This is a genomic window from Virgibacillus oceani (assembly GCF_014638995.1).
Lineage (GTDB): Bacteria > Bacillota > Bacilli > Bacillales > Amphibacillaceae > Virgibacillus_E > Virgibacillus_E oceani.
In genome coordinates, this window is record NZ_BMFR01000001.1 from 188,141 (window position 1) to 210,647 (window position 22,507).

Annotated in this window: 21 protein-coding genes and 2 tRNA genes; 21 read left to right on the forward strand and 2 right to left on the reverse strand. The window is 36.6% G+C overall.

Going from position 1 to position 22,507, the window contains the following annotated elements; translation table 11 throughout:
• Positions 1–23 precede the first annotated feature (23 nt).
• The 3 genes from sdhA (at position 24) to IEV74_RS00970 (ending at position 3,084) form a co-directional block, all read left to right on the forward strand.
• Positions 24–1,775, forward strand: coding sequence for a succinate dehydrogenase flavoprotein subunit (sdhA, locus tag IEV74_RS00960; RefSeq protein WP_188453477.1), 1,752 nt, complete (start codon positions 24–26; stop codon positions 1,773–1,775).
• Between the two features lie 16 nt (positions 1,776–1,791).
• On the forward strand, positions 1,792–2,556 hold the full coding sequence (sdhB, locus tag IEV74_RS00965) for a succinate dehydrogenase iron-sulfur subunit (RefSeq protein WP_188453478.1): 765 nt from the start codon (positions 1,792–1,794) through the stop codon (positions 2,554–2,556).
• A gap of 84 nt (positions 2,557–2,640) precedes the next feature.
• Entirely contained in the window at positions 2,641–3,084 is a 444-nt protein-coding gene (locus tag IEV74_RS00970; RefSeq protein ID WP_188453479.1) for an acyl-CoA thioesterase, read from the forward strand.
• A gap of 39 nt (positions 3,085–3,123) precedes the next feature.
• Here the strand turns inward: IEV74_RS00970 and IEV74_RS00975 are convergent, their stop codons facing one another.
• Positions 3,124–3,348 carry a helix-turn-helix domain-containing protein gene (locus IEV74_RS00975; protein WP_099158690.1) on the reverse strand — a complete coding sequence of 75 codons (225 nt, stop codon included), beginning with the start codon at positions 3,346–3,348 and terminating at the stop codon, positions 3,124–3,126.
• A 369-nt stretch (positions 3,349–3,717) separates the two neighbouring features.
• Between IEV74_RS00975 and IEV74_RS00980 the strand changes: the two genes are divergently transcribed.
• The 16 genes from IEV74_RS00980 (at position 3,718) to IEV74_RS01055 (ending at position 19,402) form a co-directional block, all read left to right on the forward strand.
• Complete coding sequence (locus IEV74_RS00980) at positions 3,718–4,170, forward strand: MarR family winged helix-turn-helix transcriptional regulator (RefSeq protein ID WP_188453480.1); 453 nt, start codon at positions 3,718–3,720, stop codon at positions 4,168–4,170.
• Between the two features lie 22 nt (positions 4,171–4,192).
• On the forward strand, positions 4,193–5,008 hold the full coding sequence (gene racE, locus IEV74_RS00985; protein ID WP_188453947.1) for a glutamate racemase: 816 nt from the start codon (positions 4,193–4,195) through the stop codon (positions 5,006–5,008).
• A 111-nt stretch (positions 5,009–5,119) separates the two neighbouring features.
• The gene (locus IEV74_RS00990) at positions 5,120–6,190 is read left to right on the forward strand and encodes a GerMN domain-containing protein (protein WP_188453481.1); all 1,071 of its coding nucleotides are present in this window, start codon (positions 5,120–5,122) and stop codon (positions 6,188–6,190) included.
• 417 nt (positions 6,191–6,607) lie between these two features.
• Entirely contained in the window at positions 6,608–7,357 is a 750-nt protein-coding gene (rph, locus tag IEV74_RS00995) for a ribonuclease PH (RefSeq protein ID WP_188453482.1), read from the forward strand.
• A 9-nt stretch (positions 7,358–7,366) separates the two neighbouring features.
• The gene (locus IEV74_RS01000; protein WP_188453483.1) at positions 7,367–7,963 is read left to right on the forward strand and encodes an XTP/dITP diphosphatase; all 597 of its coding nucleotides are present in this window, start codon (positions 7,367–7,369) and stop codon (positions 7,961–7,963) included.
• 28 nt (positions 7,964–7,991) lie between these two features.
• Positions 7,992–8,501, forward strand: a complete 510-nt coding sequence (locus tag IEV74_RS01005; RefSeq protein ID WP_188453484.1) for a metallophosphoesterase family protein — start codon at positions 7,992–7,994, stop codon at positions 8,499–8,501.
• Positions 8,502–9,238: 737 nt separating this feature from the next.
• Positions 9,239–9,312 (forward strand) — tRNA-Gly (locus IEV74_RS01010).
• 10 nt (positions 9,313–9,322) lie between these two features.
• Positions 9,323–9,396 (forward strand) — tRNA-Arg (locus IEV74_RS01015).
• 139 nt (positions 9,397–9,535) lie between these two features.
• A complete protein-coding gene (locus IEV74_RS01020) occupies positions 9,536–10,510 on the forward strand; it encodes a DUF3196 family protein (protein ID WP_188453485.1) in 975 nt (324 codons plus the stop codon).
• 159 nt (positions 10,511–10,669) lie between these two features.
• Positions 10,670–11,956 (forward strand): trigger factor, encoded by a 1,287-nt coding sequence (tig, locus tag IEV74_RS01025; RefSeq protein WP_188453486.1) that lies wholly within the window; start codon positions 10,670–10,672, stop codon positions 11,954–11,956.
• Positions 11,957–12,345: 389 nt separating this feature from the next.
• Positions 12,346–13,623, forward strand: coding sequence for an ATP-dependent protease ATP-binding subunit ClpX (gene clpX, locus IEV74_RS01030; RefSeq protein ID WP_188453487.1), 1,278 nt, complete (start codon positions 12,346–12,348; stop codon positions 13,621–13,623).
• Between the two features lie 280 nt (positions 13,624–13,903).
• A complete protein-coding gene (lon, locus tag IEV74_RS01035; RefSeq protein ID WP_188453488.1) occupies positions 13,904–16,234 on the forward strand; it encodes an endopeptidase La in 2,331 nt (776 codons plus the stop codon).
• Positions 16,221–16,808 (forward strand): ribosome biogenesis GTP-binding protein YihA/YsxC, encoded by a 588-nt coding sequence (gene yihA, locus IEV74_RS01040; RefSeq protein ID WP_188453489.1) that lies wholly within the window; start codon positions 16,221–16,223, stop codon positions 16,806–16,808. The genes lon and yihA overlap by 14 nt, the downstream gene beginning before the upstream one ends.
• 284 nt (positions 16,809–17,092) lie before the next feature.
• Positions 17,093–17,908, forward strand: a complete 816-nt coding sequence (locus IEV74_RS01045) for a transporter substrate-binding domain-containing protein (protein WP_188453490.1) — start codon at positions 17,093–17,095, stop codon at positions 17,906–17,908.
• Positions 17,909–17,975: 67 nt separating this feature from the next.
• Positions 17,976–18,638 carry an amino acid ABC transporter permease gene (locus tag IEV74_RS01050; protein ID WP_188453491.1) on the forward strand — a complete coding sequence of 221 codons (663 nt, stop codon included), beginning with the start codon at positions 17,976–17,978 and terminating at the stop codon, positions 18,636–18,638.
• A gap of 17 nt (positions 18,639–18,655) precedes the next feature.
• Positions 18,656–19,402: an amino acid ABC transporter ATP-binding protein gene (locus IEV74_RS01055; protein ID WP_373284292.1), complete on the forward strand. Its 747-nt coding sequence runs from the start codon at positions 18,656–18,658 to the stop codon at positions 19,400–19,402.
• Between the two features lie 158 nt (positions 19,403–19,560).
• Here IEV74_RS01055 and IEV74_RS01060 read toward each other — a convergent pair whose 3' ends face one another.
• Complete coding sequence (locus IEV74_RS01060; protein WP_188453492.1) at positions 19,561–20,043, reverse strand: LiaI-LiaF-like domain-containing protein; 483 nt, start codon at positions 20,041–20,043, stop codon at positions 19,561–19,563.
• A gap of 236 nt (positions 20,044–20,279) precedes the next feature.
• On the opposite strand from IEV74_RS01060, the gene hemA reads away from it, so the two are divergent.
• Together hemA and IEV74_RS01070 are read left to right on the forward strand one after the other, a co-directional pair.
• Complete coding sequence (hemA, locus tag IEV74_RS01065; RefSeq protein ID WP_188453493.1) at positions 20,280–21,653, forward strand: glutamyl-tRNA reductase; 1,374 nt, start codon at positions 20,280–20,282, stop codon at positions 21,651–21,653.
• Positions 21,654–21,671: 18 nt separating this feature from the next.
• Entirely contained in the window at positions 21,672–22,490 is an 819-nt protein-coding gene (locus tag IEV74_RS01070; protein WP_188453494.1) for a cytochrome c biogenesis protein, read from the forward strand.
• The last annotated feature ends 17 nt before the right edge of the window (positions 22,491–22,507 follow it).

A 22,507-nucleotide genomic window follows, 5' to 3' on the forward strand; every position in this document is an offset into this window, starting at 1 on the left:
GAATAAGGGAGTGAGTATTTCTCATGAGTAATCGTAAAGTAGTTGTTGTCGGAGGCGGTCTTGCCGGACTTATGGCAACAATTAAAGCAGCTGAAGCAGGTGTTAATGTAGACCTGTTTTCCATTGTGCCTGTAAAACGTTCTCACTCTGTATGTGCCCAGGGTGGTATTAATGGTGCAGTAAATACAAAGGGTGAAGGAGATTCCCCTTGGCAGCATTTCGACGACACAGTATATGGCGGGGATTTTTTAGCAAACCAGCCACCTGTTAAGGCAATGTGTGAAGCAGCACCAGGAATAATTAACATGCTGGACCGGATGGGTGTTATGTTTAACCGAACACCAGAGGGTTTATTGGATTTCCGCCGTTTTGGTGGTACTGCCGTGCATCGTACAGCATATGCAGGTGCAACAACAGGTCAGCAATTATTGTATGCATTAGATGAACAAGTACGTCGTTATGAAGTAGATGGCCTGGTAACGAAATATGAAAACTGGGAATTTCTTGGAGCTGTCCTTGATGATGAAGGTGTCGGTAAAGGAATAGTTGCACAAAATATTAAATCACATGAAATTAAATCTTTCCCATCCGATGCAACAATAATGGCTACTGGCGGACCTGGGATTATTTTCGGCAAATCTACAAATTCAATGATTAATACAGGGTCGGCAGCAAGTATTTTATATCAGCAAGGTGCAAAATATGCAAATGGAGAATTTATTCAAATTCATCCGACAGCAATACCTGGTGACGATAAATTACGCTTAATGAGTGAATCAGCACGTGGTGAAGGTGGACGTGTCTGGACATATAAAGATGGGGAGCCATGGTACTTCCTGGAAGAAAAATATCCTGCATACGGAAACCTAGTTACTCGTGATATTGCAACACGAGAAATTTTTGATGTCTGTGTAAATCAAAAGTTAGGTATAAATGGGGAAAACATGGTGTACCTGGATTTATCTCATAAAGATCCTAAAGAATTGGATGTTAAACTTGGTGGAATTATCGAGATTTATGAAAAATTTGTCGGTGAAGATCCTCGTAAAGTACCGATGAAGATTTTCCCTGCTGTTCATTATTCTATGGGAGGTCTATGGGTTGATTTTGACCAAATGACTAGCATTCCAGGAATATTCGCATGTGGTGAATGTGATTATTCACAGCATGGAGGTAATCGTCTTGGTGCAAACTCATTATTATCAGCGATTTATGGTGGTTCTGTTGCTGGACCGAACGCTATCAAATACATTGACGAACTTGAAACACATGTAGAGGATATGTCACCTGAATTGTTTGAGAGAAGGGAAAAAGAAGAACAAGAAATATTTGACGAGTTTATGAAAATGGATGGCGAGGAAAATGCTTACCAGATTCATAAAGAGCTTGGAGAATGGATGACAGATAATGTCACAGTGGTTCGTCACAATGATAAACTGCTTAAAACAGATGAAAAAATTAAAGAGCTTCTAGATCGATGGGAAAACATAAATATCAATGATACATCTCGTTGGAGCAATCAGGGAGTTATGTTCACTCGTCAACTTAAAAATATGCTCCATTTGGCACGTGTTATTACGCTTGGCGCATATAACCGTAACGAAAGCCGCGGGGCACATTATAAACCGGATTTTCCTGATCGTAATGATGAGGATTGGTTAAAAACAACCATTGCAACATTTGATAAGGAAAATAATGCTCCGGTATTAACATATGAAGAAGTAGACACTTCATTAATTAAACCAAGGTTACGTGACTATACAAAAAAACATTGAGGGGAGAAAGATAAAAATGGCTGAACAAAATACTGTTACCTTTATTATTACTAGACAAGACAGCCCGGATTCTGCTCCTTATAAGGAAACATTTAATGTCCCTTATAAAAAAAATATGAATGTAATTTCTGGGTTAATGGAAATCCGCAAAAATCCTGTTAATGCAAACGGTGAAAAAACGACACCAGTAATGTGGGATATGAACTGTTTGGAAGAGGTTTGCGGAGCTTGTTCGATGGTGATCAATGGTACTGCACGCCAATCCTGCGCAGCGCTGGTTGACCAGCTTGAACAGCCGATTCGCTTAGAACCAATGAGTACATTCCCGGTTGTCCGTGATTTGATTATTGATCGTGAACAAATGTTTGATGCGTTAAAACAAGTAAAAGCCTGGATTCCAATTGATGGTACGTATGACCTTGGACCAGGACCGCGCATGCCTGAGAAAAAACGTCAATGGGCATATGAACTTTCAAAATGTATGACTTGCGGTGTTTGTTTAGAGGCTTGTCCAAATGTTAATGATAAATCAGACTTTATTGGACCTGCAGCAATTTCTCAAGCAAGATTATTCAATGCACATCCAACTGGAGAAATGAACAAAAGTGAACGCTTAGAGGGGCTAATGGAAGAAGGCGGAATTACTGGATGTGGTAACGCACAAAACTGTGTCCAAGTGTGTCCAAAAGGAATTCCATTGACAACCTCAATAGCTGCAATGAATCGCGCTACAAACATACAATCATTTAAGAATTTCTTTGGCAGTGATAACGTACGATAGTCAGTATAGGTTAGAATTTACCATGGCCCTTACCAGTTAATATGGTAGGGGCTTTTTACTAAATATATGAAAGGGGATTAACGAATGAAGTCTGTTGCATATATCGCGGATATGGAGAAATGGCAATCTGAATTTTCCTTTTTTATCCCAATTAGGGTACGTTTTTCAGAAACAGATATGTTTGGTCACGTCAATAATGTTTCGTCATTTATATATTTTGAAGAAGCACGCATCGAATTTTTAAAATCTGCTGGACTGTTTGGTGATGCGAACAGTAAAGAAGGTATACCGATTGTCGCAGATTTGCAGTGTGATTACCATAAGCAAATGTTTTTTAATGAAACTATAAAGCTATTTGTAAAGGTTAATTATATTGGGAAGACATCTTTTGATGTACATTATATGGCATTAAATGAAAATGAAGAAATCTGCTTGACTGGCAGAGGAAGAATTGTTTACATAGCGACTTCAACCGGGAAACCAATATTATTAAGTGAAGTGATGAAGGAAAAACTTAGAATAGTTTAACAGTGAAAACCGACTTCCCAGAAAGAAAGTCGGTTTTAATTAGAGCTTTAATTCCCCCATGCGAAGGAGCTCTACTACTGCTTGCGAGCGCCCCTTGACTCCTAATTTTTGCATAGCATTTGAGATGTGGTTCCGGACAGTCTTCTCAGATATAAACAAATCCTGGGCAATTTCTTTTGTTGTTTTGTCTTGTACTAAGAGTTCGAATACTTCTTTTTCACGTTTAGTTAATAATTGCTTCGGTTTATACTCGTTGTCCTTCAAATGTTAACCCCTCCTTACTGTCATAGAGCTGCAGAATGAAGGGAAATTATCTAGTCACTATAGCTTATGAAATTAAGTGTAAACGGTGCGTACAAATGAATGAACGATACAAATTTGTTGTGTTATAGGTTATGCGTTGAATGATACCGATTTGTAAATCATTGTTGTTAATATTGAATAGAATAAAAATAAGGTGAGTATTAATTTAAATATTAACGCTAATAACCACATGACCAATAAAGTACGTGAACATTAACGTGAGTATTTTAACAATCCTATGTTAAAATATACTTAGAGAGTTAGGAAATTTTACCTTATGAATGCTGAAATTTTTTAACAGGAAGTTACATTTTATAGGGGGCTGCCCACTTGGCAAATAATATAACAGTTGAAGTAATAGCTGATTTAGAAAAAAGGCTGCGATATATCGCAGGAGATATAAAACAAAATGGTCGCAAAATTTTAGCTAACTATCCGATTACGTCACCGCAATTCATTGCACTGCAATGGCTGCTGGAAGAGGGTGACATGACAATTGGTGAATTGTCAAACAAAAATGGGTTAGCATTTAGTACGACAACTGATTTAGTTGATCGGATGGAAAAAAATAAGCTTGTTGAGCGTGTACGGGACTCGAATGACAGACGTGTTGTTCGGATACATGTACTGAAAAAAGGCAAAACAATTATTGAAGAAGTCATTCTTGAGCGGCAAAAATATCTGGGAGAAATAGTTCAAAATTTTTCATTAGAACAGACAAATACATTAAATGAGTTACTAACATTTCTTCATCAGCAAATGAAATCAGTGAATGAAAAATAACAACAAAGTCGAGGCGATAAGTTTGGATTCAGCAATTGGTGTAATCGATTCTGGTGTTGGAGGATTGACGGTGGCACATGAACTTATGCGACAGCTCCCTAAAGAAAGATTAATTTATCTTGGGGATACGCTAAGATGTCCATATGGTCCAAGATCCAAAACGGAAGTAAAAAAATTCACTTGGGAAATGGTAGAATTTTTGTTGCAAAAAAACATTAAAATGTTAGTGGTTGCATGTAATACCGCTACCGCTTTTACCTTAACTGAACTGCAAGAAGGCTTGAATATCCCGGTAATCGGGGTTATACTGCCAGGTGCACGGGCTGCTATTAAGTTTACTAGAAATAGTCATATTGGCGTTATAGGGACAGATGGCACAATCCGAAGCAATGCATATCCAAATGCATTGAAAAGTATTAATGGAGACATTCATGTAAGCGCCCTTGCCTGTCCAATGTTCGTACCAATGGTAGAACAAGGAATTTTATCTGGAGAAAAAGCAAAAAATGTTGTAGAAGAATCATTGCAGGTTATGAAAGAAGACGATCATTTAGATACATTGATATTGGGATGTACGCATTACCCGCTAATAAAAGATACAATTCAAGAAGTTATTGGAGATTATGTTACAGTAATTTCTTCCAGTGAGGAAACTGCACGGGAAGCGAGTACAATATTAGAGTTCCGGCAATTATTATACAAGGGTGATCGGGTAGCAAGACATCAATTTTTTACAACAGGAGAATTAGGAATTTTTGAGAAAATAGCAAGGGATATTTTTAAAACATCGTTACCGGACTTTAGAAGTGTCATAATTGAAAAGGCAGTTATTAGTTAATATCAAGGTATTACAACCTTGATATTTTTTTATGTTTATTTTCATAGGTTGGTCTAATTTCACGATAAGCTCGTATATATAATAGTACAAACCATCGTGGGAGGGAAAAACATGCGGAAGCAAGGCACATTACTAATAACTGGAATAATGGGGATTTCAATAATATTGACGGGGTGTTTTCAAGGGGAACAATCAATGGGAGAAAAAGTGGATCCGCCTCAAAATGCTGAACCGGTAAACGAATTAGAAAATGGATCTTCGGATGAAACGGGAGCTGATGCGGAGAATGATGCAGCTGCTGAAACTGTAAAGAGGCAGTTATTTTTAATTGATGCAAATGGAATGGTTGCACCTCAAACATTAGAAATACCGAAATCTGAATCAAAAGAAGTTGCTGCCCAAGCATTGGAATATTTGGTGAAGGATGGACCCGTAACAAATTTATTGCCGAATGGATTTCAAGCGGTCTTACCAGCAGGAACGGAAATACTAGGGTTAAATTTGGAAAAAGACGGAACTATGATTGTTGATGTTTCCAGTGAATTTAAAAATTATGAAGCAGCAGATGAGTTAAAAGTATTGCAAGCCATGACATATACACTAACACAATTTGATAGTGTTAATAAAGTTCAATTGCGAATTGAGGGACAGGACCAAACTGAAATGCCTGTAAATGGAACTCCAATTGCGGAGGGGTATTCCAGAGCGAATGGTATTAATATAACAGAAACGGATGCACTAGATCTTATTAATAGTCAAGCTGTTACATTATATTATCCGACCGAGTACAATGAAACTAAATACTTTGTCCCGATTACCAAGCATATTGAGGTTAATGACCAAGATTTATATGGCTCAATCGTTCAAACCCTTTTAGAAGGACCAGGATATAGTGTAAATGCGACACAGGTTTTTAATGAACAAGCTTCTTTAACTGCAGATCCTACCTTAAATAATGGGGTTCTGGAGTTGGTCTTTAATCAAGGGATATTAGCAGAGGCTGATAAAACTACAATTTCGGATGATGTAATGGAGTCACTTGTTCGGACACTGACAGAACAACAAAGTGTTGAAGCGGTACAGGTAAAGGTGGAAAACGTTGAAAAATTGTTTAACGAAAATGGAGAAGAATACAATAAACCTGTAACATCAAGTGTATTTTCTAAAGCTAAAAAATTATAAATTGAAGTGGCTGGTATTAACAGCCTCTTTTTTTATGCTCAGAAAACTATGGGATTATGGATACCGGTCGATTGCATCGGTGACGATTTGCCAAAGTTCCATTGTGATGTACTCGCAGTTGCCTACCAATAAATTAGTTTAGTATCGACGAAATAGCTCTTCATGTTTCCTTTAATATCCGCAAAAAAATGTTTAACTGAATCCGCGCATTTACTGTGAAAACATGGATCTTTCATGTTACCTTGTACGAAATTGAACATTAGTTATACGAGAGAATGTACATCGTTGCATTAAAAATAAAATGATATGCTGTGGTTAAACTAATGACCAGTTAATCCTATATTGCATACGCACTTTTGTTCCATGTTTGGCTAAAAATATGTTACTATTGATTTTGACTGAAGGAGGAAATTTTATATGAGAAATGATCAACGTACAACGGATGAAATACGACCAATTACAATTACACTAGATTTTATAAAACATCCTGAAGGATCGGTGCTGATCCAAGTTGGGGAAACTAAAGTGATATGTAACGCAAGTATTGAAGATAGGGTTCCTCCTTTCATGCGCGGACAAGGAAAAGGCTGGATAACCGCAGAATATGCTATGTTGCCAAGAGCCACTGATCAACGAAATATTCGGGAATCGTCTAAGGGCAAAGTTAGTGGAAGAACAATGGAAATTCAGCGATTAATCGGAAGAGCATTGCGTGCAGTTGTGGATCTGGACAAGATTGGTGAACGTACTGTATGGGTAGACTGTGATGTTATTCAGGCAGATGGTGGAACCAGAACAGCATCCATTACTGGAGCGTTTGTCGCTATTGTGCAAGCATTTGGTAAACTTTTGGAAAATAAAACATTAGAAAAAATGCCTGTTACAGATTTTTTAGCAGCTACATCTGTAGGTGTGTTGCCTAACGGTACGGAGGTTTTGGATTTAAATTACGAAGAAGATTCTAAAGCACTTGTAGATATGAATATTGTTATGACAAGTGCAGAAGAATTTGTTGAAATTCAGGGAACAGGTGAGGAAGCAACGTTTACATACAATCAATTACAAGGGATGCTTCAACTTGCGACCAATGGTTTACTCGAAATTATGGAGAAGCAAAAGGAAACATTAGGTGAGTTAGCAAACCGTATTGGTGAAACGAAAAGATAGGTGATGACAATGAAACAGATGATTATTGCGACAAAGAATCAAGGCAAAGCAAAGGAATTCAAAGATTTTCTAGCACCATTCGATATAAAAGCTGTTTCTTTGTTAGAATTACCTAATACTATTGATGATATAGAAGAAACAGGAACCACTTTTGAACAAAATGCTGCCTTAAAAGCAGAAACAATTGCTGACATAACAGGCGGTCCAGTATTAGCGGATGATTCAGGATTGGTAATTGATGCGTTAGACGGAAAACCAGGAATTTTCTCAGCACGTTATGCAGGAGAATCAAAGGATGATAACGCAAATATTGAAAAAGTTCTCTCCGAATTGGAAAACATTTCATTAGAAAAACGTACTGCAAGATTTGTATGTGTTCTTGCAATGGCTAAACCAAATGAAGTGACAAGATTTTATAAAGGAACCTGTGATGGTCACATAGCGAATTATCCTAAAGGTGAATATGGGTTTGGATACGATCCAATTTTTGTTCCCAATGGGTACTCTGAAACAATGGCAGAGCTTCTCCCAAATGAAAAAAATAGTATTAGTCATCGAAAAAACGCGTTTATACAATTAGAAGCCTGGTTAAAGGGTATAAGATAGCAGAAACCTTTACTGGAAAGGGGATATTATGCCTAAAGTTTTAATAGTAAGTGATAGCCATAGTCTAACGAATGAAGTTACACAAATTAAGGAACGCCATCGTGTGGATTATATGATTCATTGTGGTGATTCCGAACTGGATATGGACGCTTCTGAACTGGAAGGATTTCTGAAAGTAGCAGGTAATTGTGATTTTGATAATCGATACCCTAATGAACAGGTAACGGAGATAGAAAATGTGAACTTTTTTGTAACACACGGACATCTATATAATGTGAAATCGAACCTTTTGAATTTAGCGTACCGTTCAAAAGAATATAATGCACAGGTAGTTTGCTTTGGTCATACTCATATTGCTGGAGCTGAAAAATCAGGAAATCAATTATTTATAAATCCCGGAAGCATACGCCAGCCAAGAAATAGGGTGGAAAAGACCTACGCAATATTGGAGTGGGATATGTTGGACGATGTTTACGTAACCTTTTATTCGTTATCTGGTGATACTGTCGACGAGCTTAATTTCCACACATCTATATAAAAACTAACGAAAACCTATTGTTTCATGCTTTATAGGATGAATGATAGGTTTTTAATTGATCACTTTCCAAGATTGTTGTTTCTATACAATAGACGTAAAATGCGACGTAATATTCTCGGGTCGCCGTCCGGGATCGCTCCGGGCGGATTCTTTCCGCGGGCACCCTCTGCCTCCTCGAGAAAACCACTCTTTGGTGTCTTCGGACTCGTGCTTTTCTGAGCAGGAGTCATCGCCCGCAGCGATGCCGGACTAGTGCAGTGGAATTAATATATATCGGTACTTGCATAGATTGTAATTATTAAATATAAATTATCTATAATATCTTTAAGAAATCATGATTACGTTATAAATACACTTACTAGCAGCCCGTATACACGGAGACTCCTGTGGGAGATGAGGCATCGGTGAGACCCCGGAGCGACGAGCAAAACATCCACCGAATAAGCTACGAGTTGTGAGGAGTGCAGCATCACCGAAAATGCTTGCAACACGACGAACACCCAGCGTGAGGAGGCTCATCAGCCGCCCACGGAAAGCGTAGTGTATACGGGCTGCGGGACCAAAGAGCGTCCAAAATAATGCAAAATCACCACTAGTATTTACGTCGCAGTTTACGGAAAAACTGAAGTACAATGTGAAGAATTATGCAAAGTGATTTGATAAATTTAACAAAAGGTATTGACAAAAAAATGACCAGTGCATATAATAATTCTTGTCTCTTAAAAAGATAAATAACTGCGGGTGTAGTTTAGTGGTAAAACCTCAGCCTTCCAAGCTGATGTCGAGGGTTCAATTCCCTTCACCCGCTCCATACATAATATGTCCCAGTAGCTCAGCTGGATAGAGCAACAGCCTTCTAAGCTGTGGGTCGCAGGTTCGAATCCTGCCTGGGACGTTCCAACAGGAAACCTATACAATTCATATAGGTTTCCTTTTTTCTTCCCTTGCAAAAATGTTTATTTTTATATTTTTCGGGAATGTATATCTATTATGTAGTAAACTAATAAAAAATATTGTAGGAAAGGAGTGAAAGAATGCAAAAAAACGAAAACGTGATTCTTTTTCCAAAATGGCAGACAATGCTGGAAGAAGAAAGCCTATCTGCACTTAAACAAAAGAAGTACGGAGAAGCACTGGAAAAATTAAATAAATTATTAAGTTATCAAATTAATAACCATGAGATTGTTATTGGTAAGATAATTTGTTTAATGGAGCTAGGCCATTATGAAGATGCACAAGACTTATGTGAAGAAGCATTAAAGCAAAAGGATGAACATTATTATCAATTTGTACATATTTACTTAACAATACTGTTTCAAACAAACCAGTATAAACAACTAATGGAACAAGTAGAGTATGAATTTGAAACGGAAGAAGTTCCAGTGCCAATTAAAGAGCAGTTCCAGCAATTATATGATATGAGCGAACAAATGAATGATCAACTCAAGGTGGAAAAATCAACGGAGTACATAAATGAATTACTTGAAGCAGTAACAGTAGAAGAGCACGCATTACAATGGCGTCTAGTAGAAAACATGAAGAAAATACATGTCAAGCCTGATATACAAATATTAAAGGATTTTTTAATGAAAGAAAATGTTCACCCGGTCACGAAAACTGCCATCCTTCAGCTGCTTCAGGAAAATAAGGTTTCACAAAGCGTTACTATACATAAGCTAAATAGATGTCAATCTGTTGTACCTGCAGATATTACGGACTTAGAGTCACATATTTTCATAAAACAAACATTGTTGGTGATCGGCGAATTAGAACAGAAAAATCCTTCACTGTATCAGTTAATAGAAAAACTTCTATATCGTTATGCCTATGTTTGCTATCCATTTATGCCGGCGAATGATGATTTTATACTGGTTGCTAAAGCTTTAACGTCTATCGGGGAAGAATACCTGCATTTACATATTGATGATGATCCGGATCAAAGAGTTTTACAATATATGGAAGAGATAAAAACATGTGAAACCTTATATTTATCAATTATTGAGGACTGAGTGTTTTCTTGCATTTAAGAATAGCTACAAATGCTTGAAAGGCATAGTAATTATGTTATAATAAGATGGTTGTAAATTTGAATAGTATTACGTATCCATTATATTAAAATTAATGAACGTGAAAAATTAGTTAGAACAATAGATTTTGGAGGGAATTATATGTCAGCAAAATGGGAAAAGCAAGAAGGTAATGAAGGAGTACTTACAATCGAAGTTAGTTCTGAGGAATTTGATCGTGCTTTAGATCAAGCATTCAAAAAGGTTGTTAAAAAGGTACAAGTTCCTGGGTTCCGTAAAGGTAAAATTCCGCGCAAGATATTTGAAAACCGTTTTGGGGTTGAATCCTTATACCAAGATGCTGTAGATATTGTATTACCAAGTGCTTATACGAAGGCAATTGAAGAAACTGGAATTGAACCAGTTGAACAGCCTGAAGTTGATATTGAAGAGATTGAACAAGGAAAAGACCTTGTATTTACTGCAAAAGTAACTGTAAAACCAGAAGTTTCTCTTGGAGAATACAAAGGATTAGAAGTTGAAGACCAAGATACAACTGTTACAGATGAAGATGTTGATCATGAGATTGAACATCAAAGAGAACATCACGCTGAATTGATTGTTAAAGAAGAAGGTAATGTTGAACAGGGCGATACAGTTGTAATGGATTTCGAAGGATTTATTGATGGTGAAGCATTTGACGGTGGTAAGGGTGAGAATCATTCACTTGAAATTGGATCAGGTCAATTTATCCCTGGATTTGAAGATGAACTTATTGGGAAGGAAGCTGGGGTTGAAACTGATATCGATGTAACATTCCCAGAGGATTATCATGCTGAAGAATTGGCTGGAAAGAAAGCAACATTCAAAGTAACGATTCATGAAATAAAAATGAAAGAATTACCTGAGCTTGATGATGAATTTGCTAAAGATGTTGATGAAGAGGTTGAAACGCTTGAAGAATTAAAAGCAAAAAAACGCGAGGAATTGGAAACACAAAAGAAACAAGATGCTGAAAATCAAAAACGTGAGACGTTAATAGAAAAAGCTTCTGATAATGCAGAGGTTCAGATTCCTGAAGCAATGGTTAATTCGGAATTAGATCGCATGGTAAAAGAATTTGAACAACGTTTGCAAATGCAAGGTATGACTATGGAGATGTACTTTCAATTTTCAGGGCAGGATGAAAATGCATTACGTGAGCAAATGAAAGAAGACGCGGAAAAACGTGTTAAAACAAATCTTACGTTAGAAGCTATTTTCAATAATGAGGGCCTTGAGGTTTCTGATGAAGACGCGGATGCTGAACTTGAAAAAATGGCTGGAATGTATGGAACGGAAGTAGAGCAGCTTAAGCAGATGCTTGGCGGTAATACGGAGGCTATAAAAGACGACCTTAAGTTCCAAAAAGCAATTGATTTCTTAGTAAGCTCAAGCAAAACTATATAATCATTTCGTTTAGGGTTTATTTACAACTGAAAAAGGTGAATACTACTAACAAGGTGCGAGTTATTCGTACCTTGTTTTACCTTTTAAAGAATTACTTAACATCACCCTACAATGCGACATAATGTGTTGTCTTAAATTTAATTAAATCACATATGATAAATAAAAGAGCATGTTTCTTAGAAATTAAATAAATTTTTATTGGATAAATCTTATGATGGAAACAGTTATGATTTGACTTTTTCAATAATTTATCCATAATTATAAGAAATATTATAAGAAATATAGAAAAGGGTTATTGTTTTGTTTTCTAAATATGATTTGTTATGATGGGCTAAGAAAGTGGAGTCCTATATGTGGAAGTAGAGTGAAACTTTTAGGGGTGAAAATGTATGTTTAAATTTAACGAAGAAAAAGGGCAATTAAAGTGTTCATTTTGTGGAAAGAGTCAAGATCAAGTTCGTAAGCTAGTTGCCGGACCTGGTGTTTATATATGTGATGAATGTATTGAACTTTGCACAGAGATTGTTGAAGAAGAATTAGGAACAGAGGAAGAAACAGAATTTAAAGAGGTGCCAAAGCCAAAGGAAATTTGTGACATTCTTGATGATTATGTAATTGGACAAGAAAAGGCAAAAAAGAATTTATCTGTAGCGGTCTATAATCATTACAAGCGGATCAACTCACCGAAAAATTCTGATGATGTTGAATTAGCAAAAAGTAATATTGCAATGATTGGGCCGACTGGTAGCGGGAAAACATTGCTGGCTCAAACACTGGCAAGAATTTTGAATGTACCTTTTGCAATTGCTGATGCGACTTCATTAACTGAAGCAGGTTATGTTGGAGAAGACGTTGAAAACATCTTGTTAAAATTAATTCAATCTGCTGATTATGATGTTGAAAAAGCTGAAAAAGGAATCATTTATATTGATGAAATTGATAAAGTTGCACGTAAATCAGAAAACCCATCCATAACGAGAGATGTGTCTGGGGAAGGAGTTCAGCAAGCACTCTTAAAAATACTGGAGGGAACTACTGCAAGTGTTCCTCCACAAGGCGGCCGCAAACACCCGCATCAAGAGTTTATACAAATCGATACCACAAATATATTGTTTATATGTGGCGGGGCTTTCGATGGGATTGATCAAATTATCAAGCGTCGTCTAGGTAAAAAAGTAATTGGTTTCGGTGCGAATGAAAAACAGCAGGATCTTGAGATGGGGCAATTACTTTCAAAAGTATTACCGGAAGACTTGCTGCGCTATGGTTTAATTCCTGAATTCATTGGAAGACTTCCTGTTATTGGGGCATTAGAGCCGTTGGATGAAGACGCATTAGTGGAAATTCTAACAAAACCAAAAAATGCTTTAGTTAAGCAGTATGAAAAACTCTTCCAAATGGATGATGTTGAGTTAGAGTTTGAAGATGGTGCACTTGTAGAAATAGCGAAGAAAGCTATTGAAAGAAAAACAGGGGCCCGCGGATTAAGGTCTATCATTGAAAGTATCATGCTTGATGTTATGTTTGAATTACCTTCAAGAGAAGATATTGACAAATGTGTTATTACTTCAGATACGATTGCTGAGGAAGATGGCAGTCCTAAACTAATTTTCAGGGATGGCACTGTAAAAGAAGGCAACGAAAAATTTCCTAAAGAAAGTGCTTAATTAATGGGATAAAAAATAACTAATGTGTAAAAGAGACTGGATTGAAAGGCATATTTCTCCCGTATAAATATCATTATTAAGTGGGAAGGGAGACATATGTGCTTATTAACCAGTCTCTTTTTAATGGAATTAGTATTTTCTCTTAGGGCAATACTAAACCCGTCGTCATTGATAGACATATACATTTACAAATAGGAAAGTTTTCTATAAACTTTAACAATGAAGCTATACATAGGAAAATAATTAAAAAGCTCGATGATATATATTGGAGGTACATATAATGACAAATAATACAATTCAACTTCCCCTCCTCCCTTTACGCGGATTACTCGTTTTTCCATCAATGGTGCTCCATCTTGATGTAGGCAGAGATAAATCCGTTACGGCATTGGAAAAAGCGATGATGGATGATCAAACCATTTTTCTTGCAGCGCAGAAAAAGGTTAGCATTGATGATCCAGAACCAGCTGATATCTACCGAATTGGAACAGTGGCGAAAGTCAACCAAATGCTAAAACTTCCAAATGGGACAATTCGTGTGTTAGTTGAGGGTCTGTACAGAGGTGAAATTCTCCATTTTATTGATGAAAAAGAAGAGTTTAATGTAGAGATAGAGAAACTGGCAGATATTAATGGTGAAACGAATGAAGAGGATGCATTGATGCGTTCCCTATTGACGCAATTTGAACAATATAGTAAGGTCTCCCGTAAAATAACGCAGGAAACGTTCGCAACTGTACAGGACATAGAAGAACCGGGCAGGCTGGCAGATATTATTGCTTCGCATTTATCATTAAAAATAAAAGACAAACAGGAAATACTTGAAATCGTTAACGTCAAAAGCCGTATGCAGCATTTAATCAAGTTAATCTCAAATGAAAAGAAAGTTCTGGATTTGGAAAAGAAAATTGGTCAGCGTGTAAAGACTTCAATGGAAAAAACGCAAAAAGAATATTATTTGCGAGAACAATTAAAGGCAATTCAAAATGAATTAGGAGAAAAAGATGGTAAATCAAGTGAAGTAGAACAATTGCGTGAAAAGGTATCCGAATCTGATATGCCGGAAAGAATCATGGAAGTAGCCCTGAAAGAGCTTGGAAGATATGAGAAAGTTCCGCAAAGTTCTGCTGAAAGCTCTGTTATACGTAATTATGTTGAATGGCTGTTAGCGTTGCCGTGGACAAAGAAAACAAATGATACGATTGAGATTAATAAGGCACAAACGATTTTGGATCAGGACCATTATGGTTTGGATAAAGTGAAAGAACGAATATTAGAGTATTTAGCAGTTCAAAAGCTTACAAAATCAATTAAGGGTCCGATTCTATGCCTTGTCGGTCCGCCGGGAGTAGGTAAAACCTCTTTAGCTAAATCTATTGCGAGATCCATTAATCGGAATTTTGTCCGAATTTCTTTAGGCGGGGTTCGGGATGAAGCTGAAATCCGCGGGCACCGCAGGACCTATATTGGTGCAATGCCGGGAAGAATCATTCAAGGGATGAAAAAAGCAAAAACAGTTAATCCGGTGTTTTTATTAGATGAGATTGACAAAATGTCCAACGATTTTCGCGGTGATCCGTCATCAGCGATGCTTGAGGTACTGGATCCTGAGCAAAATAACAATTTTAGTGATCACTTTATTGAAGAAACATACGATCTATCAAGTGTTTTATTTATCGCAACGGCAAATTATGTAAACAACATCCCTGGACCATTATTAGATAGAATGGAACTGATATCGATCGCTGGTTATACAGAAATAGAAAAGCTTCATATTGCAAAAGAGCATTTATTGCCCAAGCAATTGAAGGAAAATGGCTTAAAAAAAGGTGATTTACAAATTCGCGATAATGCACTGCTAAAATTAATCAGAAGATATACACGTGAAGCGGGTGTCAGAGGATTAGAAAGACAATTAGCGACCTTATGCAGAAAAGCTGCAAAAACAATTATTTCCGAAGATAAAAAACGTGTAATCGTAACAGAGAAAAGCATTGAAGAACTGTTAGGAAAGCCTCTATTCCGTTATGGATTAATGGAAAGTGAAGATCAAATAGGTGCAGCTACCGGTCTCGCCTATACAGCGGCTGGTGGTGACACCCTTTCTATTGAGGTTTCTCATTATCCGGGAAAAGGCAAGCTTACCTTAACTGGTAAATTAGGTGATGTTATGAAAGAATCAGCACAGGCTGCTTTTAGCTATATCCGCTCAAGAGCAGAAGAGCTGCATATTGATCCTGACTTTCATGAAAAATATGATATTCATATTCATGTACCTGAAGGGGCAACTCCAAAAGATGGACCGTCTGCAGGGATAACAATGGCTACAGCACTTGTTTCTGCACTGTCAGGAAGAGCTGTTAAGAAAGAAGTAGGAATGACAGGTGAAATTACATTAAGAGGGCGTGTACTTCCAATAGGTGGGTTAAAAGAGAAATCACTAAGCGCACACAGGGCCGGTATTACCACTATAATCATTCCAGAAGAAAATGAGAAGGATACTGAGGATATACCCGAGAGTGTCCGAAATGATTTAACCTTTATTAAAGTGAATCATCTGGACCAAGTATTAAAACATGCCCTGGTGGAGGAGAACTATGAAAGTAACTAATGCAGAAATTGTTATTTCAGCTGTCAGCCAAAAACAATATCCTAGCGACCAGCTACCGGAAATAGCTTTAGCTGGTCGCTCCAATGTTGGGAAATCATCTTTTATAAATAAATTAATCAATCGAAAAAATTTAGCCAGGACATCTTCTAAGCCTGGTAAAACACAGACATTAAATTTTTATAAAATAAATGAAATGTTTTATTTTGTTGATGTACCAGGATATGGATATGCGAAAGTTTCGAAAAAGGAACGTGAAAAATGGGGCGGCATGATGGAAGAGTATTTCGAAACAAGGGATACCTTAAAAGCTGTTTTATTAATTACAGATATTCGCCATGAACCAACAAAAGACGATATCCAAATGTATGATTTCTTAAAGCATTTTGAACTGCCTGTAGTTGTCATAGCTACTAAACTTGATAAAATACCTAAAGGCAAACGAGATAGACACTTAAAACGTACGAAAGAAACCTTGCAAATAGAAAAAGGGGATATACTTATTCCCTTTTCAGCAGAATCTGGTGAAGGAAAAGACGAAGCATGGAGGGTTTTACGAAATCAAATTAATATATAAACCTTCTCCCTACTAGAGCCTAATTCTTTAGTAGGGTTTTTTGTAATTGTTTTCAGAATATTAGAAGTGTGACCTAGGATTTTAGAGCATAGTACGGTATATGTACGGTAAAGGAAGATATATCCTCCTCATAAAAAGATATGTAGGCTTAATTAGATATACAGGTATTTTTGCAATTGGAAGTTGTTTATGAACATTGCTATAATTTTATATATATTAGTGCGAAGGGATGATACGACTTCCATTATATACACATAATGAATTCAAAGGGGATGTATTGACGAATGAAAAAACTGAAAATTTCACTATTTTTCGCGTTATTTATATTTGTGCTAACAGCATGTGGTACAGATAGCTCAGATGGGGGAACAGACAATTCTGATAGTGCTGATAGTGGATCCGAATTTAATCTGATTGAGGATGGAAAGCTAACATTTGCTGCATCAGGTGAATTTAAACCTTTTAGTTATATGGAAGGTGGAGAAATGGTCGGTTATGACATTGCGGTAGCTGAGGCAATAGCCGAAAAACTGGGATTAGAGGCAGTACAACAGAAGGCAAAATTCTCTGGTATCGTTACTGGAGTAAAACAAGGGCGCTATGATATCGCGGTAGCAAGTCATACAATAACAGATAAACGTTTGAAGCAGGTTAACTTTTCAGAGCCATATTATTATTCAGGACCGGTAATTTACACAAGACCGGATAGCGATATTCAATCAGCGGACAATTTAAAGGATAAAGAAATTTCCGTTTCAAGAGGTTCTACATATGTGGATATGGCTAGTAAATATACCGACAATATCCCACAGGTAGATAGTGATGTTGTAGCACTCCAGTCATTAGCAAAGGGTCATCACGATGCCGTAATTACTGATTCTATTACTGGACAAACAGCTATTGATAACGGGCTGGAAATTGAGAATCGCGGCCAGCTTGGAGTCAGTGAACAGGCAGTGGCAGTTGCCAAAGAAAATGAAAAATTATTGGATGCGGTAAATGAAGCATTAAACGAGCTAAAGGAAAGCGGTAAACTGGCAGAGTTGGCTCGGGAATGGGTTGGAGTTGACATAACTCAGAAACCTGAAGAATTAAAATAAAAATTATTATTATACAAATGTGCGCCTTATTTGCGCACATTTGTCCTTTAAAAGGGAGCTGAACCATTTGTCAGGAATTAAACACTTTTTTGATGTATTTATAAACAGTTTTGATGTTTTTGTGGAAGGATTTAAAATTACCATCTATCTTTCAGTAGCGTCATTACTAATTGCATTTATTATTGGTTTGTTTTTTGCAATATTAAAAATTTCCAATGTGAAGATATTGCAATGGATTGCGGATGCTTATATATGGCTTGTTCGAGGCACTCCGCTTATCGTACAAATTTTTGTTCTTTACTATGGATTAACTGAAATCATACTGCTTGATAAATTTTGGGCTGGTGTGGCTGGTCTCGCATTTCATAGTGGTGCATATATAGCGGAAATTATCCGAGGTGCAATTCAGTCAATTGATAAAGGTCAAACAGAAGCCGGTCGTTCATTGGGAATGACTTCTGGCCTGACGATGCGCCGCATTATTTTACCACAAGCATTTCGCCGTGCCGTACCATCTCTTGGCAACCAGTTTATAATTGGAATTAAAGATTCCTCACTTGTATCGTTTATCGGTATGCAGGAATTATTTGGGGTAGCCAGTACACAAGGGTCAAACAACTTTGATTACCTGCCATTCTATTTAACTGTAGCAGTTTACTATCTTATTATCGTTCTGGTTCTTACTGTTTTGGTCAATATGTTAGAGAAAAAAATGGCGCAAAGTGATTAAGTGGGGAGGTTTTTAGAATGAGTGAGGGTAAAGAAAAAGAAATGATAAAAGTGGAAAAATTAAATAAATCATTTGGCGATTTACACGTATTAAAGGATATAGATTTAAAGGTTAATGAAAGTGATGTAGTTGTATTGATAGGCGCAAGCGGATCCGGGAAAAGTACATTGTTGCGCTGTTTAAACTTTTTAGAGATAAAAAATAGTGGGAAAATTGTTATAGAAGGTGACCAGATCGAACAAGAGACACACGACTTGAATAAGGTTCGTGAACGTGTTGGAATGGTGTTTCAGCACTTTAACCTCTTTCCGCATAAAACGGTTCTTGGCAACATCATTGAGGCGCCTACTCAAGTAAAAGGAATAAGTAAAGAACAAGCAATCAAAGAAGGTAAACTACTGTTGGACAAAGTTGGCTTAGGAGATAAGTATAATGTTTATCCATCAACTTTGTCAGGAGGGCAAAAACAACGAGTGGCAATTGCAAGGGCATTGGCGATGAAACCGGATGTTATGCTATTCGATGAACCGACATCTGCGCTTGATCCTGAGCTAGTTGGTGAAGTGTTATCAACAATGAAGGAATTAGCTGATGATGGTATGACAATGGTAGTCGTTACACACGAAATGGGGTTTGCACGCGAGGTAGGCGATTGGGTAGTATATATGCACGATGGGAAAATTGTTGAAAGCGGTATACCTATTGATCTATTCGATAATCCTAGGAAAGAACGAACTAAAGAGTTTTTAGGTTCAATATTATAAAAATAGGGATGGGACATAACTAAAAGAATAAAGGCAAATGATTACATTTCAAGGCATTTTTACAAATAGGAAAGTCCGAATTAATCACACGTTTTGAACAATAAATGTGAAATTATAATTCGGACTTTTCCTTTGCCTAAAACACTTATATACCAGCTTCATTTTTTCTTTCTTAATAGGTAAACACCAATTCCAATTAACAAGATTGGCCAAAAACTTTCAATAAAATTAATTACGATATATATCCAATCAAACCAAGCAGGCAGTCTAATGGAGAAAATCAGCAGTAACGAAACCCCAATTAAAATAGTCCCCGCAAGCAAACCTGTCTTCGTCTTTAGATAGCGTACAATGAAGGCAATTCCAACGATTAACGGATAAATTGCCCAATGATCAATCCAAAATGAATAATGCTCATTACCATGAAAATGAATTCCTAAGCCCAAAACAATTGTACCACTGAATAAATTTTGATAATCTTTGGAACTATAGCTATGAATGAGTAATGCTAGACCAATGACAATTAGTAAAGTCGGCCAGGAATAAAAGTCGGTAATAATTGGAAGCTTTAGTTCCCTTAGCAGAAAATAAGCCCCAATTCCAATTAATAAATATCCAGCAAATGAGTTTTGTTTTTTCATTCTATTGATTCCTTTCAAACATAGGTGCTAAACGGGTTGATTTCTTGCTTCTTGTTTGTGGTTATGATAGAGTACAAACGAGTTAATAAGTATATACGTTTATCCTATCATAATGTTTCAAACTCTGTTCACATTTATGGAAAATAAGATTTGATACTCATGGTATAATAGATGATAAATGATTATTTAAATGATGTTCTACAACATCTTTGTTAAGTCTTTTGGGGGTAGATAGAGTGCATATTATAAAGGTTGGATTAAATTACAAGACAGCCCCAGTAGAAATCAGGGAAATGCTTACATTTTCTGAAAAGGAAATGGATCAAGCAATGCTACAGTTGAAAGATCAAAAAAGCATATTGGAGAATGTTATAGTTTCCACATGTAATCGTACGGAAATATATGCCGTGGTTGATCAAATTCATACTGGCCGTTATTACATTAAGCAATTTTTAGCAGATTGGTTCCAGGTGGACAAAGAAAAATTTTCTTCTTATTTGCGAATAGCGGAAAGTGATGGTGCCATAGAGCATCTTTTTCGTGTGTCTGCCGGTTTAGATTCCATGATTCTCGGGGAAACACAAATACTTGGCCAGGTTAAGCAGGCTTTTTTGACTGCACAAAAAATGCAAACCACTGGAACTGTATTTAACGAACTATTTAAACAAGCAATTACATTCGCAAAGCGAGCTCATAAGGATACTTCTATCGGTGAGCATGCTGTTTCAGTAAGTTATGCTGCTGTTGAATTAGCTAAAAAGATTTTTGGTGATTTACAAAGCAAGCATGTAGCCATTTATGGAGCAGGCAAAATGGGAGAGCTTGCTGCAAAAAATCTTCATGGCTCTGGAGCATCACAAATCACGGTCATTAATCGAACAATAGAAAAGGCAGAAAAGCTTGCAGATAAATTTCAGGCTAAGGCAGAACATGCGGAAAATTTATTAAACGTCATTCAGGTTGCAGATATTTTAATTAGTTCAACAGGTTCAGAGTCTGTTGTATTATCGAGAGAAAATTTGGAACCGATTCAAAAAAAACGCAAGGGAAGTCCCCTTTTCTTAGTAGATATTGCCGTTCCCAGGGATATTGATCCCAAAATAAGCGAACTGGACAACGTGTTTTTATATGATATTGATGATTTACAGCATATTGTTGATGAGAATCTGGCAGCAAGAAAATCAGCAGCTGAAACAATTGAACTGATGCTGGAGGCAGAAATTGTAGCCTTTAAAGAATGGCTGCAAACGCTGGGTGTTGTGCCAGTTATATCCGCGCTTCGTCAAAAAGCATTGGCTATTCAAGCGGATACAATGGAAAGTATTGAACGAAAAATGCCAGACCTTACAGCCCGTGAGAAAAAGGTCTTAAACAAGCATACAAAAAGTATTATAAATCAGTTATTAAAAGAGCCTGTAACGCAAGCAAAGGAGCTTGCTGCAAGCGACAAGTCTAATGAAGCACTCTCACTTTTCATAGACATTTTTGGCATTAAAGAGGAAGTTAATGCTGAGTTGGAAAAGCAGGCAAAAAAAAATGTCAAATTAACGAATACAATCCAAAATAATAATGTATCCTTTCCAATGATTGAAAATGTAAAGACGCCTTAAAATGGAAGGGTATCAAGTATGATTGAATCGAAATGGCTTTACGAAATTATTCTAATTATTTATGGTCTGAGCTTGACGGGATACTTTATTGATTTTATTCAGCATAACCGGAGGGTAAATAAGATTGCCTTCTGGTTACTTAGTATGGTTTGGGCAATTCAAACACTTTTTTTAGTAAGTGAGGTATTTTTCAAAGCTAGCTTCCCGGTATTTACAATTTATGATAGTTTATTTTTTTATGCATGGGTCTTGATTAGTTTTTCGCTAATTATTAACAAGTTATTTTCTATTCATTTTATTGTGTTTTTTACAAATTTATTTGGTTTTTTCATATTATTGCTGTATATAACAACAAGGGCGCAAGAGGGGATGAAGCAGCAGGGAATTCAATTAGTGAATGAAGTTTTGATAACACATATTACCCTTGCATTAATCTCATATGGATTTTTTACGCTATCATTTCTATTTTCAATCATGTATATCGTACAATATCGGCTATTAAAAAATAAAAAAGGCCTTAAGTGGATGTGGAGATTAGGGGATTTACAACGTCTTGACAGGTATTCGTTCAAAGCTGTTACCTTAGGGGTGCCCTTGCTTTTAATTGCCATTATATTAGGAGTTGTTTGGGGATATGCTGCGAATGCTGTATTTTATTGGGTAGATTTGAAGACAATCGGTTCAATATTAGTACTAGTTGTTTATATTGTTTACTTATTCTTGCGGATTATAAAAAAGTATCAGGGGAAGGCCATCTCCATCTATAATACGGCTTCATTTTTAATTTTATTAATAAATTTCTTCTTATTTAGTTTTTTATCAAATTTTCACTTTTAGCAGGAACTAAGGAGGTT